Source organism: Saccharopolyspora sp. 7B (assembly GCF_020177435.1).
Classification (GTDB): Bacteria; Actinomycetota; Actinomycetes; order Mycobacteriales; family Pseudonocardiaceae; genus Saccharopolyspora_C; species Saccharopolyspora_C gregorii.
Map to the genome: position 1 here is coordinate 1 of NZ_JAIUKC010000154.1, position 16,377 is coordinate 16,377.

Sequence of the window (16,377 nt, forward strand, 5' to 3'; positions counted from 1 at the left end):
CCCCCCCCCGGGGGGGGGGGGGGGGCGGGGGGGGGGGGGGGGGGGGGCGCGGCCCCCGGGGGGGGGGGGGGGGGGGCCCCCCCGGGGGGGGGGGCGCCCCCCCCCCCCCCCCCCCCCGCTCCCGCACCTCCGGGCGAACAGGAGACCGCACGATGAGCACTGCAACGCCGGCCGGCACCGGACGGCACGTCGAGCTGATCATCGGAGGCATGACCTGCGCCTCCTGCGCGAACCGGGTGGAGCGCAAGCTGCGCAAGCTCGACGGCGTCACCGCCACCGTCAACTACGCCACCGAGAAGGCCGCCGTCACCTACCCCGCCGAACTCGACCGGCAGCGGCTCATCGACCAGGTCGAAGCCGCCGGGTACACCGCTTCCGTCCCCGAACCGGACGAGACCGGCGACGCCGCCGAGACCACCGACCTGCGCGACCGGCTGATCACCTCCGCCGTGCTGGCCGTGCCGGTGATCGTGCTCGCGATGGTGCCCGCGTTCCAGTTCACCTACTGGCAGTGGGTGTCGCTGGTGCTCGCCGCGCCCGTCGTCGTCCTCGGCGGCGCCCCGTTCCACCGGGCCGCCTGGACCAACCTGCGCCACGGCGCCGCCACCATGGACACCCTCGTGTCCCTCGGCACGCTCGCCGCGTTCCTCTGGTCGCTGTACGCGCTCGTGCTCGGCACCGCCGGGATGCCCGGCATGACCCACGGGTTCGAATTCGGCACCAGCCCCGGCGGCGGCGCCGGATCCATCTACTTGGAGGTCGCGGCCGGAGTCACCACGTTCCTCCTCGCCGGGCGCTACTTCGAAGCGCGCTCCAAGCGGCGCACCGGAGCGGCGCTGCGCGCCCTCCTGGAACTCGGCGCGAAGGACGTCGCCGTGCTGCGCGACGGGCGGGAGCACCGCATCCCCGTCGACGACCTCGCCGTCGGCGACCTGTTCGTGGTGCGGCCCGGCGAGAAGATCGCCACCGACGGGACCGTCGACGAAGGCGGCTCCGCCATCGACAGCTCCATGCTCACCGGCGAATCCGTGCCCGTCGAAGTGGGGCCCGGGGACGGGGTCGTCGGCGCCACGGTCAATTCCGGTGGACGGCTCGTGGTGCGCGCCACCCGCGTGGGGACGGACACCCAGCTCGCGCAGATGGCGCGGCTCGTCGAACAAGCCCAGACCGGCAAGGCCGCCGTGCAGCGGCTCGCCGACCGGATCTCCGCGGTGTTCGTGCCGATCGTCATCGGCCTCGCGCTCGCCACCCTCGGCGGATGGCTGCTCGCCGGTGGCGGCGCCGACGCCGCGTTCACCGCCGCCGTCGCCGTGCTCATCATCGCCTGCCCCTGCGCGCTCGGACTCGCCACCCCGACGGCGCTGCTCGTCGGCACGGGCCGCGGTGCCCAGCTCGGGGTGCTCATCAAGGGCCCCGAAGTGCTCGAATCGACGCGGCGCATCGACACCGTCGTGCTCGACAAGACCGGCACCGTCACCACCGGGCAGATGTCGCTGTCCGCCGTGCACCTCGCCGACGGCACCGACGATCAGCAGGTGCTGCGGCTCGCGGGCGCCGCCGAACACGGCTCCGAGCACCCCATCGCCCGCGCCATCGCCCGCGGCGCCGCCGACCGCGTCGGCGAACTGCCCGCCGCCACCGACTTCGGCAACGTCGAAGGCCTCGGCGTGCGGGCCACCGTCGACGGGCACCAGGTCAGCATCGGGCGCCTCTTCGACGGCGAGCTGCCCGCCGCGCTGCGCGACGCCAAGACCGCCGCGGAGAACGCCGGGCGCACCGCCGTCGTCCTCGCCTGGGACGGCGCCGCGCGAGCCGTGCTCGACGTCGCCGACACCGTGAAACCCTCCTCCGCTGAAGCCGTGCGCGGGCTCCGCGACCTCGGGTTGCGGCCCGTGCTCCTGACCGGCGACAACGAGGCCGTGGCCAGGACCGTCGCCACCGAAGTCGGCATCGACGAGGTCATCGCCGAAGTCCTGCCGCAGGACAAGGCCGCCGTCGTCAGCCGCCTGCAAGGCGAAGGGCGGGCCGTGGCGATGGTCGGCGACGGCATCAACGACGCCGCCGCGCTCGCCCAAGCCGACCTGGGGCTCGCCATGGGCACCGGCACCGACGTGGCCATCGAGGCCTCCGACCTCACCCTTGTCCGGGGCGACCTGCGCGCCGCCGTCGACGCCATCCGGTTGTCCCGCGCCACGTTGCGCACCATCAAGGGCAACCTGTTCTGGGCGTTCGCCTACAACGTCGCCGCCATCCCGCTCGCCGCTGCGGGCCTGCTCAACCCGATGATCGCCGGTGCCGCGATGGCCTTCTCCTCGGCGTTCGTGGTGGCGAACAGCTTGCGGCTGCGCCGCTTCCACCCCACCACCCACCCGCCATCGGAGTGAACGGACCGTTCGTCCCATCTAGTTGGTCGAAGGGTCCGTTCACTCCAGCTGGCTCGGGACTGCACGGGGTCGCCGCGGTCTTGCGGAACGGCGAACCGCGACCGACGAGGACTCCGAGTGAACGGGCCCGTGGGGGAAGTTGAAGAGCGGCAACGTCCGGTAACAAGGGAAACCCCCGGGGGGCGGCCCCCCCCCCCGCCCCCCCCCCCCCCCGGGGCCCCCCCCCCCCCCCCCCCCCCCCCCCCCCCCGCCCCCCCCCCCCCCCCCCCCCACTCGCTCAACCGCGTGGCGCCGCGCCTCCGCCAGGCCGAAGCGGACCTCAGGGGCGCCGCGGGCTCGGCAACGCCCGGAGCACCAGCGCAGGATGCGGGTCCGGGCCGAACGCCGTGGACTTCACCGGCAGGCGAACCCCGGTCGCCGCGGCAGCCGACAGGTCCAAGTGGCTCGGCGGGAACGCGATCGCCGCGATGCCGCCGAGTTCGCGCACCGCGTGCAACGCCCGCGGCGCGCTCGGCTCATACAGCACTGGTGACTCGGCCACCACATCGAGGAACGCCTGCAGCACCGAGATGTGCATCGACCGCAACGACTCCGGGAACCGCTCGCACGGTCCCTGCAGGAACTCGACGGTGGGCCGGTCCAGCAAGAAGGCGCGGTCCGGCGTCGCGACGATGAACGCGGCCCCGTGGTAGGAGCGGGCCCGCAGTACGTCGAGCCACTCCTCCAGCGGCCCGGCCAACGCGGTGATCTGGAACCACTGCTGCGCGGCGGCGAGCGCCTTCCACGGATCGACGTGCGGCAGCACCCGGTGCACCGGACGCAACCGCATCGGGCTGCGCTTGGTGTCGACGAGCAACGCGGGGATGTAGTCCCACGGCCCGCGCCCGTACCCGGCGGCGTGCACCTCACGCCGGAACCGGCGGGCGGCCACGTGGCGGTGGTGCCCATCGGCGATCAACGCGGCCCGCTCGTGCAGCGCATCGATGATCTCCCCGCAGGTGGAGCGTTCGGTGAGCCGCCACACCCGGTGCTGCTGGCCGTCCGGAGTGCGCAGCTCGGTCAGCGGCCGCTGCCGGACGGCGGTGTCGAGCTGCGCGGCGGTGCGGTCGGTACCGCCGTAGCCGAGCAGAATCGGCGGCATGCTCATCCGTCCGGCGCGCATCAGCTCGACCATGGCGTCGGTGTGCGCAGGTGCGACGTCTTCGTGCGGAAGCAGCCGGCTGTCCAGGTGCACCGCGGAGATCACGCCGCGTTGCACGCCAAGCGGACCGGTCTGCTCGTAGACGTACATGGCGGGACGTTCTTCGCGGGCGAGCACCTCGAGGCGCTTCCACTCGTCCAGCAACCGCACCGAGTTCTCGACGTCCACGCGGTCCCACGGAGTGGCGTGGCGATCAGCGAGGCCGCGCAGCCGCTCGGGCGCGAGTACCCAGGCGCGGAACGGGCGGATGTCGACTCCCACTCGTACCGAACTCGTCACCACCGCAGTATCAACCCGCGGCTGAGCGTGCGGTGAAGCGGTCGCGGAAAGCACCGATTTGTGCGCTATGCCAGAGGTTTCCTCGACGGAGAGTGATCTCCACTCACCCTGGCGGGGCTGCGACGAGCGCGGCGTGGAGGTCGTCCAACGCCCCGTCCGCGGCGATGAGGAGGCGGGTGCATTCCTGCTCGGTACCGGGCTGCGGCGGGAAGCACCCGCGTCCGGACAGCTCGGTCACCCGCTGCTCCAGCGTGCGCGCCGGGTCGGTGATCTGCGGCGGGTTCTCGGTGGAGTCGGTGGCGCTGAGCGCGATGTTGCGCACCTGCGCCAGATAGCGTTCGCAGCGCTCGGTGCCGTGCTGAGCAGCACGCGTGTAGCACTGGTCCTGCGTGACGAAGCCGATCTTGGTGATGATGTCCTGCCGGGACACGCTCGGCACGTGGCGCTGCACGCCGGGGTCGGTCTGGTAGCCGGCGCACCCGGTCAACGCCAGCGCCGCCAGCGCCACGACCACCGCCGATTTCCGGTGTGATGTCGTCGTTCGCATCCCTCACCCCTTCCGCGGGTCACAGTACGCCCGGGTGGGTTCGGTCGGAGCGGTAGGCGGAGGTCGCGACGCCCCCGCACGCAGCCCTCCGGAGTGAACGGACCGTTCGTCCGATCGTTCTGGATGAACAGTCCGTTCACTCGAGCCGAAAGCTCGTCGAGCCGGCTTCGACGAGCGGCGGACGTCGCGTCGCACGCCCGAGACCTCTCCCGGGTGAACGGACCGTTCGTCCGATCCCGTTGGACGAACGGTCCGTTCACTCCACCAGGAATCGGGAAGTTGTCCACAGGTCGGCGATTCATCCACAGATCTCGAAATCGATGTGGCGCCGAGGTGAGCTGAGTGGTCATCGTGGAGTCATGCCGAGGAGAACGATCGCTGACTGGGACGGGGTGGCCACCGCGGCCACCTACGGCGTCATCACAGCGCGCGCTCTCGACGAACTCGGCGTACCGAGGCAGACCGTCTACCACCGGGCCTCGATCGGCGGCCCGTGGAAGCGGCTGCTCCCCGGGGTCATCATGCTGTCGTCGGGCACCCCCACTCGCGAGCAGCACCTGGACGCCGCGCTCCAGTACGCGGGCACCGGCGCGATGATCACCGGAATCGCCGCTTGCCGGTTGCACGGGATGACGCAGTTCCCCGGCACGGAAGAAGTGCACATGCTCATCCCGGAAGCTCGAAAACGCGCCAGCAAGGAGTTCGTCGAGATCGAGCGGACCACCCGCTTGCCGCGGCCCGCATCTCAAGGCGGCTTCCGGGTTGCGCCTCTCGTCCGTGCGCTGCTCGACGCGGCACGTCGACTGCCGACGCTGGACCAGGTGCGAGCACTGCTCGCCGAGGCCGTGCAACGCGGAATGGTCACTGCGGAAGCTCTTGCCAAGGAAGCGAAGGCCGGGTCGCGGCGAGGGGTCGCCCGCTGCCGCATCGTGCTCGAAGAGCTGGGTGCCAACGTCCATTCCGCGGCCGAAGGGTGGGCGTACCGGCTGGCGCGGAAAGCCGGTTTACCGCGGATGCAGTGGAACGTCCGGTTGCTCGGCCCCGACGGGAAGCTGTTGGGCGTACCCGACGGCTGGATCGACGAGGTCGGGCTCGCCTGGCAGATCGATTCCCTCAACTTCCATCTACGGCCGGCCGGCTACGAGAACACGGTGCGACGGCACACGCTCATGACCGCCGCAGGTGTCGTCGTCGTGCACACGCTCCCGAAGCACATCCGATCGAACCCGGCCGCGGTGCTGGATGAGCTCCGACGCTCGTACCAGGTTGCTCGACAACGTCCCCGTCCACGAGTGACAGCCGTTCCCCACACGACCGAACGCCGCTGAACCACCCGCGCCCCGAACGGATCCCGTGCTTCGCGCACGGCGTCGCGTCTCCCCGCCACCGGCTCCCCAGCGCCGACCTACGCACCACTCACGCTGCCTTTCGACCCACCGCGCGTCGGCTACAGCACGCGCGGCGTTCTGCTGCCGGGAGGAAGGTGAACGGACCGTTCGCCCAATCCCGCTGGACGAACGGTCCGTTCACTTCAGAGGATCTCGAGCGCGCTTGAATCGGTCTGCTGGTCACCACGCCGACAGCCGACGCAGGTAATCGACCGAATCAGTTGGTGAACGGACCGTTCGTCCCATCTAGCCGGACGAACGGTCCGTTCACTCCTGGACGGTGCGTGCGGGACCGAACGGCGTTTTTCGAGTGAACGGACCGTTCGTCCCGATCTATTGGAACGACGGTCCGTTCACTCGGGTGCCGGTTAGGGCTGGGCTAGGCGGAGCAGGCGCGCGCACGCCGTGTCCTCATCCGGCGAGGTGGCGATCACGTGCCACTCGCCGCGTTCGGCGACGCCGGTGTCCCAGCCCTGCGTGCCCTTGCGCAGGAACAGGAACTCGGTGGGCGGCATCCGCGGTTCGTGCACGCCCTCGATCCACAGCTCGCTCTCGGCCACACCCGATCCGCGCAGGAGGGTGAACAGTTCGCGGCGGTCCATCCGCCTACCGTAGATCGTCCGCGGGCTTGAGGTAGCCGTTGGACAACAGCCACCGGACGTTCAGCCGCTGCCCGTCGCCCGGCTGGAGGAACGCGGGGTCGAGCAGAATCTGGGTGCCACCACCGGGCTGGGCGAACCAGGCGGCGATGGGTCCTTCCCACGCGGTGAACGGCCGCGCCACCTCGTACCGGTGGTAGCCGCAGGGGAAGTCGGCTTCCCTGGTGGTCAGGCTCTGCGGCGGCAGCGAACGTTCGGCGTAGTCGTCGCCGGCAGGGGCGAGGAAGGAGCCGTACTCGGAGCCGAAGCGGTCCAGTTTTTCGCCCACTTCCAGTACTTCGGCGTCCTTGTCGGCACTTCCGTCGGGGAGCACTTCGAACCCGTCCAGCGGCGGGTACTTCCAGCTCTCCGCCGTGGAGTCCCAGTACTCCGCCAGGAACCGGTCCGGCGGGAGGTTCCCGCTGCGTGAGTAGCCGGCCAGCAGCGGTCCGACGGGCTCCTGCCACGGCCGGGGCAGCACCGCAGGCCCCCATCGTTCGTCGCCGGCGTGGACCCCGGTGCAGGGTTCGGGCCGGTCGGCGTGCGGCGCCGCTTGGGCCGGTGCGGCGGGCACCAGCACGGCCACCAGCCCGAAGCACAGCGCGAGCAGGGCTCGTCTGCGGCGCGGCACGCGCGGGTGCGGGACGGCCGCGCCGCTGCGTCGGATCGCGTTTCGGGAACACGGCATTTCGAACCCCAGCATGGAACTCCTCCTGATCGCTGTGCTGGCCCCACTGATAGCGGCCGAGTGATCACCCGGGGAACGTTCCACGTGGATTGCGCTCGATCGGTTCGCACTCGCTACCTGATCGGATGGATCTTGGTTCTGATTCTGACGCTCCGCATCCGAAGTCGTCGGTGCCACCGCCGCGGGCTGCTCGGAACCCGCCGCTGAACTCGGCGACCGGCCCGCAGGTCCTTTTTGGACGTGCCGAATCCGGGACTTTTCCCTGGCGGTGAACGCTCGACCTTCCCCGGAAGGCGGCCGCGGACCCCGCTGCGCGAACCCGGCACCGTCCACGCTGAGTCACCACGGAACCGACCGGCCTCCCGCGAGTGGAAAACCCGGATCCGGCCACGACTCGAATTCACCGGGAAAAGGCAATCCGGCATTGCCGGAACGCGCGCCCTGAAATCCGCTGCGCACATCGACCCAGCCCCGCCGAGACGGCGAACCGGCGGCGGAACGCCCGGCCACCCCGACGATTCGGCGGCTCAGCCCGTGCCGGTCCCGCCGGTCCCGTCCCCGAACCGGACGTGCTCGGGCTGCGGGATGAGCAGTTCGTCGACCCCGCAGCCGAGCACGGCGCAGAGCACGTCCAGGTCGGCGAGCTTCACGCTGCCGGGCTGCCCGGACCACAACGCGGACATCTTGCCCGCGGAGATCACCATCCCGCGCTCGGCGAGCCTGCGCTGCAGGTCACTGGCCTTCCATATGCCCCGGTTGGCCGCAGCCAGCCGCAGGTTCCACCGCATCCGCACCTCCTCCTGCCCCAGCCGGCACCGCGGACGCGCGCGGCGCCGGTCGCGGGACCACCCCGTTCTGATCGCCACACCGTTCCCCGCCCAACACCGCACGACGCCTTTCGGGATTGTTTCAGGAATGCCGAATTCGCCTCGACAAGGTCGGGTTAATCGCGAACGCTACTGCATCGATCCAAGCACTCCGCAACCGGTTCCCACCGACCGCCCCCGTACTTCGCCCGGCCGGAGCAGCACGTCGTGCACGGCGCGAATCGGACCCGCTGGAAAACGGGTTCGATCGTCCGCGGAACGACCAGAGAACACCGATTTATTTCCAAGCGCAACTACTTCCCGTGATCACAATAGGCGAAACGAGTGATGGTCGGTGATGTAGCTCCCGCCCGCCACCGGAGCAGCCACTCTTAGCACCTTCGGGTGACTGTACGGCCCCATCCGGCGGTGCTAGCGTCTTCTCCGCCAGGAAATGAGCACGCAATTTGCCGATGCCCGGTTTCCACGTCGGCGTCTTTCCATTCACGCGAAACCCAGCGGAAAACAAGCGAACTCAGTCGAAGAATCGGCCTGTTCCCCTCGAACCGGCCGATTGGCGACCCCGCGACCCGAACCGGGCCGGGCCGGGTCGTTCACCGGCACGGCGGCCAGCGAAGCCCGCCGCGGTCGAGCACGCCCCGCTCCACCGGAGCATTCGGCGCTTTCCCCAGAACTCGAACGAAAGATTAGGTGGTGTACGTCGTGACCGTGGCGGATTCGGGTGTCGACGAGAACGAGCGGCCGCAGCTGAGCCTGGGTACGGCCGCCGCGCGGAACCTCGCGACGACGACCAAGACCCCACCGCAGATGCAGGGCATCACCTCGCGGTGGCTGCTGCGGATGCTCCCGTGGGTGCAGGCGACCGGCGGGACCTACCGGGTCAACCGCAGGCTCACCTACACCTTGGGCGACGGGCGGGTGACCTTCACCAACACCGGCTCCGACGTCCGGGTCATCCCCCAAGAGCTGCGCGAGCTGCCGCTGCTGCGCGACTTCGACGACGAGTCGGTGCTCGGCGCGCTCGCCGACCGCTTCGTCCAGCAGAACTTCGAGCCCGGCGACGTCCTCGTCGAGGCCGGGCAGCCCGTGGACCAGGTCTTCCTGCTGGCGCACGGCAAGGTGAACAAGCTCGGCCGCGGCGAGTACGGCGACGACACCGTGCTCGGCGTCCTCGCCAACGGCGAGTACTTCGGGGAGTCCGCGCTGCTCAGCGCCGACGGCACTTGGGCCCACACCATCAAGGCCGTCACCTCCGGCACCGTGCTCGCGCTGCGGCACCAGAGCCTGCAGGAGATGAACGCCGCCGAGCCGCTGCGCCAGCACCTCGCCGGCATCGACACCTCCACCGGGAAACCGCAGAACGAGCACGGCGAAGCCGAGATCGGCATCCACTCCGGACACAGCGGCGAAGCTCTGCTCGGCGGCACCTACGTGGACTACGAGCTCAGCCCGCGCGAGTACGAGCTCAGCGTCGCCCAGACCGTGCTGCGCGTGCACAGCCGGGTCACGGACCTCTACAACCAGCCGATGAACCAGACCGAGCAGCAGCTGCGGCTCACCATCGAAGCACTCCGCGAACGCCAAGAGCACGACCTGCTCAACAACCCCGACTTCGGACTCCTCCACAACGCAGACCTCTCCCAACGCATCCACACCCGCACCGGCCCACCCACCCCCGACGACCTCGACGAACTCCTGTCCACGGTGTGGAAGGAGCCGACGTTCTTCCTGGCGCACCCGCGGGCGATCGCCGCGTTCGGCCGGGAGTGCAGCAAGCGCGGGCTGTACCCGCAGAACGTGGACTTCCAGGGCCACCAGGTCCCGGCGTGGCGCGGCGTGCCGCTGCTGCCGAGCAACAAGATCGGGGTGTCGGAGACCCGCACCACCTCGATCATGCTGTTGCGCGCCGGGGAGCAGAACCAGGGCGTCGTCGGCCTGCACCAGACCGGCATCCCGGACGAGTACCAGCCGGGCCTGTCGGTGCGGTTCATGGGCATCAACGAGAGCGCCGTCATCTCGTACCTGGTCAGCACCTACTACTCGGCCGCGATCCTGGTGCCGGATGCCCTCGGCGTGCTGGAGCACGTCGAGATCGGGCGCGAGGGCTGACCCGGGATGCGGGCCTTGGAGATCCCCGGTTCCGGTGCGCCGTGCGGTGCGCGGCTGAACCCGCACGTGGATCGCGCGCACGCGCTCGCCGCCAGGTGGACGCGGGAACAAGGCCTGCTTCTGTCCGATGTGGACTTATCCGGTCCACGTCGGCCCGCGGACGCGGGGATCCCGAGCTCCCCGCACTCCCCCGGCGCGGACCCGTTCCGGGTCGCACCCGGGGAGGAAGCTCCGGGGCCGGTGGCTCACACGCCTGACGCCACCGGCCCCGGGGTGACCGCATCCGCCGTGCGGGACCAGGTGCTGCTCGCCGCCTGGACCCATCCCGACGTGCCCGGCGCGGAGCTGGCGCTGATCGCCTGCTTCGAGGTGTGGGTGGCGGCGGTGCGCGGGCACGTCCGGCGCTGCTCGGGGGCAGTCGCCGAGCGCTCCGTGGCGGGGTTGCACCAGGTGCTGACCGGTGCGGCCGAATCCCGAGACGCCGCTGACCCCGCCGGCAGGGCGTTGCGCGACCTGCGTTCCCGAGTCGCGCCGTCGTGGCGGCGGCAGGTCGATGCCGCGCTGATCGACCTGCTGCGCGGGCAGGCCGCCGAGTCGGCGGGGGCGGCGGTGTCCCGGGTGCCCAACCCGATCGACCACCTGGGCGCGGGCCGCACCAGCGGGCCTGGTCCGTGGGCCGCGCGGCTGGTGGCCTACGGGCTGCGGGTGCGGATCCCGCGGCAGGTCGCCGCGAGCGCCGCGTTCCGCGCGGTGCACGACGCGTTCTGCGACGTGGTGCTGCTGCGCACCCGGAACGCGGGCGCGCCGGAGGAACCGCGGGACGAGCTCTCCGACAGCGTCGTGGTGCTGCAGCGGCACTTCGGGCAGTCCCGGGCGCGAGCGCTCGCCATGCTCGACGACCTGTTGTCGTGGCGCGCGGAACGGTTCGACGAGCTCACCGGCACCGGCCTGCCCGTGCTGCTGGCGGAGTGCGCGGACGCGGCGCAGCGCGACGCGGTGCTGCGCTACGTCCAGGGGCTGCGGGACTGGTCGGCGGGCCTGCTGGCGTGCCGGCCGGACACGGCGCCGCGGGACGCCGGGCCGCCGCGCCCGGCCCCGCGGCACGCCTCGAACCGGTTGCGGCTGCCCGAGTTCTTCATGCCCTTCGACACCAGGCGGAATCCGGCGGTGGACGCGGCGCGGCGGCACTGCCGCGAGTGGGCCGAGGAGCACGGGTTGCTGCGCGGCACCCGCTCGTGGACTCCCGCCGCGTTCGACTCCGCCGACTACGCGCTGCTGGCCGCGCTGACCGAACCCGATGCGGCGGCGGCCGAGCTGGATTTGGCCGCCGATTGGCAGGTGTGGTCGTGGTACGCCGATGACCACCTCCGGTCCCGGGCCTCGGGTGCGGCGTTCCGGGATCGGCTCGCGGACCTGCTCCGCGACGGGCCGGAACCGCGGGAACCGTGGGAGCGGGCGCTGGTCGACCTGTGGCGGCGCACCACCGACGAGCTGGAACCCCGGCGGCGGCGCGAGTTCGCGGTGCGGCTCGCGGAACGCTTCGAGTACCGGGTGGCGGAACTGCGCGGCCCGGAGCCGGCCGATCCGCTGGCGCTGCTCGCGTCCCGGCGGCGCAGCTGCGGCGCCGAGTTCAGCGCCGCGCTGCTGCGGCACCGCCACGCCGCGCAGCTGCCCGCCGAACTGTTCACCGGCACCCCGATGCGGGCGCTCGCCGAGGCGTTCGCCGAGGTCAGCGCGCTGCGGCACGACCTGCTCCGCTACCGGACGACGTCTCCCGGCCCGCCGCGGACGCCGAACGTGGTGGCGGCGGTGGCGGCGTTCCTCGGCTGCCGGCCGCAGCAGGCGGTGTCGCTGACCGACGACCTGTGCACGGCGCGGCTGCGGCGGTTCGAGTCGGTCGCGCACTGGGAACTTCCCGCGCTCACCGGCGAGTTCGACCTCGACGCGGCGGGCTGCGCACGGCTGGAGCGGTACGTGCGCGGCATGCAGCAGTGGATGGCGGGCGAGCTGCGGTGGGTCGCGGTCACCGGCCGCTACGCCGGTACCGGAGACCGGCCGCGCCGGGCGCGGCGCGCGCACGGCCGACCCGGGCGCCCGGACGAGCGCTTCCTGCGCCGGGCTCCCGGCTAGTACCCCGGGCCGCCTCCCGGCCCGGTTCTTCCAGCAACGACAACGGGATTGGTGACTGCATGACCCGCGAGACCCACACCGGGGACCCCACGGACGCGGGTTCCGGCGCTCGCCCCGCGCTCAGCCTGGGCACCGAGGCGGCGCGGAACCTGTCGACCACGACGAAGACCCCGCCGCAGATGCAGGGCATCACGTCCCGCTGGCTGCAACGCACCCTGCCGTGGGTGGAGGCGAGCTCCGGCACCTACCGGGTGAACCGCCGGTTGACCTACACCCTCGGCGACGGGCGCGTCACGTTCGTCAGCACCGGCAAACACGTGCAGGTGGTGCCGCAGGAGCTGCGGGAGCTGCCCGCGCTGCGCGACTTCGACGACGACGCGGTGCTCGGTGCGCTCGCCGACCGGTTCGTGCAGCGCGAGTACGAGGCGGGCGCGGTGCTCGCCGAGGCGGGCGCGCCGGTCGATCGGATCCTGCTGCTGGCGCACGGCAAGGCGCACAAGCTGACCCGCGGCGAGTACGGCGACGACGCGGTGCTCGGGTTGCTCGCCGATGGGGACCACGCCGGGTCCGGGCTGCTGCTCGACCAGGGCTCGCGGTGGCCGCACACCGTGAAGGCCGTCACGCCCTGCACCGTGCTGGAACTGCGCGGTGACGTCGTGGAGGAGACGGCGGCCCGCGCCGACGGACTGCGCGCCCACCTCGACGACGTGCGTTCGCGGCCGTCGAAGTCGCAGAACAAGCACGGCGAAGCCGAGATCGGCATCCACTCCGGACACAGCGGCGAAGCTCCGCTCGGCGGCACCTTCGTCGACTACGAGACCTCGCCGCGCGAGTACGAGCTGGCCGTCGCCCAAGCGGTGCTGCGCGTGCACAGCCGCGTGTCCGACCTCTACAGCACGCCGATGGACCAGACCGAGCAGCAGCTGCGGCTCACCATCGAAGCACTCCGCGAACGCCAAGAGCACGACCTGCTCAACAACCCCGACTTCGGACTCCTCCACAACGCAGACCTCTCCCAACGCATCCACACCCGCACCGGCCCACCCACCCCCGACGACCTCGACGAACTCCTGTCGAGCCGGCGCAAGACCCGGCTGGTGCTGGCGCATCCGCGGGCCATCGCCGCGTTCCGGCGCGAGTGCAACCGGCGCGGGGTGCTCCCGGACGTGGTGGAGGTCGAAGGAACCCGGGTCACCGGGTGGCGCGGGGTGCCGATGCTGCCCAGCGACAAGATCCCGGTGTCCGAGGTGGGCACCACCTCGATCCTCGCCATGCGCACCGGCGCCGAGGACCACGGCGTCGTCGGCCTGCGGCAGACCGGCATCCCCGACGAGCACGAGCCCGGGCTGAACGTGCGGTTCATGGGGATGGACGAGCACGCCGTGGTGTCCTACCTGGTCAGCACCTACTACTCGGCGGCGGTGCTGGTCCCCGACGCGCTCGGCGTGCTCGAACACGTCGAGACCACCCGGTGAAGGAGATCGGCGCAGATGACCGCACATGTGGACGAGGCACGACGGACGGTGGCCGACACGCTGCGCACCGGCCGGGAGCTGCTGGACCCGGCGCTGCGCGCCGCGGTCGGTTCGCTGCCGGAGTCGATGCAGCGCATCGTCGGCCACCACTTCGGCTGGCGGGACGAGCACGGCGCGCCCGTCGACGAAGACCAGGGCAAAGCGATCCGGCCCACCCTGGTGCTGCTCGCCGGGCGGGCCGTCGGCGCCGACGCGCGGCAGGTGCTGCCCGCGGCGGTCGCCGTGGAGCTGGTGCACAACTTCTCGCTGCTGCACGACGACGTGATGGACGGTGACCTCACCCGGCGGCACCGGCCCACCGCGTGGCGGGTGTTCGGGTCCGGGCCGGCGATCCTCGCCGGGGACGCGCTGTTGACGCTCGCCGCCGACGTGCTCACCGGCAGCGGGCATCCGGCGGCGCTCGCCGGGTTGAAGGAGCTCAACGCCACCGTGCTCGACCTGGTGGACGGGCAGAGCTCCGACATGTCGTTCGAGCGGCGCGCCGATGTGGCGCTGCCCGAAGTCCTCACCATGGTCGGGGCGAAGACGGGGGCGCTGCTCGGGTGCAGCTGCGCGCTCGGCGCGTTCTTCGGCGGTGCCGGGCAGGAGCGGGTGGAGCACCTGCGGCGCTTCGGCTACCGGCTCGGCCTGGCGTTCCAGCTGGTCGACGACATCCTGGGCATCTGGGGGGATCCGGCGGTGACCGGGAAGCCGGTGCACTCCGACCTGCGGAACCGGAAGAAGTCGCTGCCGGTGGTGGCCGCGTTGAACTCCGGCACGGCCGCCGGTCGGGAGCTCACCGAGCTGTACTCCCGCGAGATGTCCGATGAGGACGCGGTGCGGGCCGCGCGGCTGGTGTCCGACTCCGGGGCCCGGGAGTGGAGCCGCGGCCACATCGCCACGTTGGAGGCCGAAGCGCTGCACCACCTGGACGCGGCCGCCCTCGAACCGGGGCCGGCTGCGGAGCTGGCGGCGCTGACGCGGATGTTGACGGGGCGCGAGTTCTGACCCCCGCCCGGCTACGGGAGTGAACGGACCGTTCGTCCGATCTAGTTGGTCGAACGGTCCGTTCACCCGTGTCTGAAGCCGCCTCCGGGTGGGGTTCGGTTCGCACTCGCGAGCCGATCACCTCGACCGCGGAACCGGGGGGGGGGGGGGGGGGGGGGGGGGGGGGGGGGGGGGGGGGGGGGGGGGGGGGCGGCCCCCCCCGCCGGGGGGGCGGGGCTCCTCCCGTTGATTCGCACCGGGCCCCTGGGCCCCGGCTTCATCTTCCGACATCGTCGCCACGGGCGCCCGGCCCCCCCCCCCCCCCCCGGAACTCGGCCCGTGGTGGGCCGGGACGGGTGTGTCGGCACCCGCCCGAGTCCACCCGCTCCGGAGGTACGGGAGTGAACGGACCGTTCGTCCGATCTGGTTGGTCGAACGGACCGTTCACTCCACCGGAGCTCAGTCCTCGTCGCCTTCGGCGGCGTCTCCGGCTTCGTCCAGGACCTCGCCGAGGACCATGCCGCCGACGAGTCCGGCGCCTGCGCCGAGCGCGGCTCCAGCCGCGACGCCACCCCAGCCCGGGCCGCCGCCCTGCTGTTCCTGGTAGTGCTCGTGCTGCTCGGGGTGTCCGCCGCCGAACATGCCACCGCGCTGCGCCGCCTCATCGAGCCAGTGGGTCAGCTCCGCGACCCAGTCCGCCTGCTCCGCCTCCGCGTGGGTGCGGCGGAACCGCCCGAACGCGTCCTCGCCGGAGCGGAACATGCCGCCGCGGCGGTCGGCTTCGAGCACGACGTGCAGGCCGTCGGCGTCGGCGACGAAGGTCAGCTCGACCTCGTCGACGCGGCCGCGGTACTGCTCCGGAGCGAAGAACTCGATCTCTTGGAACATCGGCAGCTGCTGGTCGATGCCGTGCAGCCGCCCGATCTCCAGGTCGGTCGACTTGAACTGAAAACCGAGCGCGCCGAACGCGTCGAGCACCCTGGACTGCGAGGGCAGCGGGGCCACGAACAAGCCGTCCAGGTCGCCCTTGTCGGCGCTCTTCGCGACGACCAGTTCGGTGCGCACGCCGAGGGCGACGCCGGGGAGCTGCGCGCCGTCGACGACGTTGATCGGTGTTTCCGCTGGCACGGGGATCGCGAACGGGATCACCTTGTGCTCGCCGTCGCCGACGTGGAAGTTCTCGGCGACGACGACCTGCATGAACTCGATGGTGGCGTCGTGCTGCTCGTCGCCCCGCTCCACCTCGGCGCGGGCTTCGAACCTGAGGACGATCCGCTCGATGTCGACTTCGTCGTCTCCGGTGACTCGGACTTCACCGGAGAGCGTCGAGCCCGGTTGGACGTGCGGTTCGGAGAACACCGTGTCGACGGTGGGTCCTCCGATCCCGAGCGCCCGCAGCATCTTCTTGAACACCAACGCGACCTCCCAGTCGTTTCAAGATCATCATACGAGCCCCCACCCCGCGTCTGATCTTGCCCCAATGTCCGATTCGTCCGCCATCGCCGTGCCGCCGCGCCGCGAAGATCCGTCGAATGCCGCAGCGCTCACCCCTGGCCTCCCCACCACGTCACTCACCGCGGCCGGAGACGAGGGGGGGCCGGGCCGGGGCCCCACAAAAATGAGCGGACGGGCGCGGAGCCCGACACCCCCCCCGCCCCCCCCGCCCCCCCCCCCCCGCCGCCCCC

General features: G+C 71.7%; 12 protein-coding genes. 6 read left to right on the plus strand and 6 right to left on the minus strand.

Annotation, left to right across the window (positions count from 1 at the left end; all coding sequences use genetic code 11):
* The first annotated feature begins 152 nt into the window (after positions 1–152).
* Positions 153–2,384 (plus strand): cation-translocating P-type ATPase, encoded by a 2,232-nt coding sequence (locus LCD33_RS22300; RefSeq protein WP_224967198.1) that lies wholly within the window; start codon positions 153–155, stop codon positions 2,382–2,384.
* 319 nt (positions 2,385–2,703) lie between these two features.
* On the opposite strand, the gene LCD33_RS22305 is transcribed toward LCD33_RS22300, so the two are convergent.
* Positions 2,704–3,864: a DUF1015 family protein gene (locus LCD33_RS22305; protein WP_224967199.1), complete on the minus strand. Its 1,161-nt coding sequence runs from the start codon at positions 3,862–3,864 to the stop codon at positions 2,704–2,706.
* A gap of 103 nt (positions 3,865–3,967) precedes the next feature.
* Positions 3,968–4,411, minus strand: coding sequence for a hypothetical protein (locus LCD33_RS22310; protein ID WP_224962006.1), 444 nt, complete (start codon positions 4,409–4,411; stop codon positions 3,968–3,970).
* Between the two features lie 359 nt (positions 4,412–4,770).
* Between LCD33_RS22310 and LCD33_RS22315 the strand changes: the two genes are divergently transcribed.
* Complete coding sequence (locus tag LCD33_RS22315) at positions 4,771–5,739, plus strand: hypothetical protein (RefSeq protein ID WP_224967201.1); 969 nt, start codon at positions 4,771–4,773, stop codon at positions 5,737–5,739.
* 428 nt (positions 5,740–6,167) lie between these two features.
* Here the strand turns inward: LCD33_RS22315 and LCD33_RS22320 are convergent, their stop codons facing one another.
* The 3 genes from LCD33_RS22320 to LCD33_RS22330 all read right to left on the minus strand — a co-directional run bounded on the left by LCD33_RS22320 (position 6,168) and on the right by LCD33_RS22330 (position 7,913).
* On the minus strand, positions 6,168–6,401 hold the full coding sequence (locus LCD33_RS22320; protein ID WP_224962010.1) for a hypothetical protein: 234 nt from the start codon (positions 6,399–6,401) through the stop codon (positions 6,168–6,170).
* A 4-nt stretch (positions 6,402–6,405) separates the two neighbouring features.
* A complete protein-coding gene (locus LCD33_RS22325; protein ID WP_224962012.1) occupies positions 6,406–7,140 on the minus strand; it encodes a TNT domain-containing protein in 735 nt (244 codons plus the stop codon).
* Positions 7,141–7,652: 512 nt separating this feature from the next.
* Entirely contained in the window at positions 7,653–7,913 is a 261-nt protein-coding gene (locus LCD33_RS22330; protein ID WP_224978242.1) for a helix-turn-helix transcriptional regulator, read from the minus strand.
* Positions 7,914–8,642: 729 nt separating this feature from the next.
* Here LCD33_RS22330 and LCD33_RS22335 point away from each other — a divergent pair.
* The 4 genes from LCD33_RS22335 to LCD33_RS22350 all read left to right on the plus strand — a co-directional run bounded on the left by LCD33_RS22335 (position 8,643) and on the right by LCD33_RS22350 (position 14,713).
* Positions 8,643–10,061, plus strand: a complete 1,419-nt coding sequence (locus tag LCD33_RS22335) for a family 2B encapsulin nanocompartment shell protein (protein WP_224978243.1) — start codon at positions 8,643–8,645, stop codon at positions 10,059–10,061.
* 240 nt (positions 10,062–10,301) lie between these two features.
* Complete coding sequence (locus LCD33_RS22340) at positions 10,302–12,191, plus strand: hypothetical protein (RefSeq protein WP_224969020.1); 1,890 nt, start codon at positions 10,302–10,304, stop codon at positions 12,189–12,191.
* 59 nt (positions 12,192–12,250) lie between these two features.
* Positions 12,251–13,666 carry a family 2B encapsulin nanocompartment shell protein gene (locus LCD33_RS22345; RefSeq protein WP_224978244.1) on the plus strand — a complete coding sequence of 472 codons (1,416 nt, stop codon included), beginning with the start codon at positions 12,251–12,253 and terminating at the stop codon, positions 13,664–13,666.
* Between the two features lie 15 nt (positions 13,667–13,681).
* Complete coding sequence (locus LCD33_RS22350; RefSeq protein WP_224962277.1) at positions 13,682–14,713, plus strand: family 2 encapsulin nanocompartment cargo protein polyprenyl transferase; 1,032 nt, start codon at positions 13,682–13,684, stop codon at positions 14,711–14,713.
* A 438-nt stretch (positions 14,714–15,151) separates the two neighbouring features.
* Here LCD33_RS22350 and LCD33_RS22355 read toward each other — a convergent pair whose 3' ends face one another.
* The gene (locus LCD33_RS22355; protein ID WP_224962279.1) at positions 15,152–16,105 is read right to left on the minus strand and encodes a sporulation protein; all 954 of its coding nucleotides are present in this window, start codon (positions 16,103–16,105) and stop codon (positions 15,152–15,154) included.
* Positions 16,106–16,377 lie beyond the last annotated feature (272 nt).

Bases quoted from the DNA above. Each gene is read 5' to 3' on its own strand.
- LCD33_RS22300 (WP_224967198.1), top strand. From the start codon at position 153: ATGAGCACTGCAACGCCGGCCGGCACCGGACGGCACGTCGAGCTGATC.
- LCD33_RS22310 (WP_224962006.1), bottom strand. From the start codon at position 4,411: ATGCGAACGACGACATCACACCGGAAATCGGCGGTGGTCGTGGCGCTG.
- LCD33_RS22315 (WP_224967201.1), top strand. From the start codon at position 4,771: ATGCCGAGGAGAACGATCGCTGACTGGGACGGGGTGGCCACCGCGGCC.
- LCD33_RS22320 (WP_224962010.1), bottom strand. From the start codon at position 6,401: ATGGACCGCCGCGAACTGTTCACCCTCCTGCGCGGATCGGGTGTGGCC.
- LCD33_RS22325 (WP_224962012.1), bottom strand. From the start codon at position 7,140: ATGCTGGGGTTCGAAATGCCGTGTTCCCGAAACGCGATCCGACGCAGC.
- LCD33_RS22330 (WP_224978242.1), bottom strand. From the start codon at position 7,913: ATGCGGTGGAACCTGCGGCTGGCTGCGGCCAACCGGGGCATATGGAAG.
- LCD33_RS22345 (WP_224978244.1), top strand. From the start codon at position 12,251: ATGACCCGCGAGACCCACACCGGGGACCCCACGGACGCGGGTTCCGGC.
- LCD33_RS22350 (WP_224962277.1), top strand. From the start codon at position 13,682: ATGACCGCACATGTGGACGAGGCACGACGGACGGTGGCCGACACGCTG.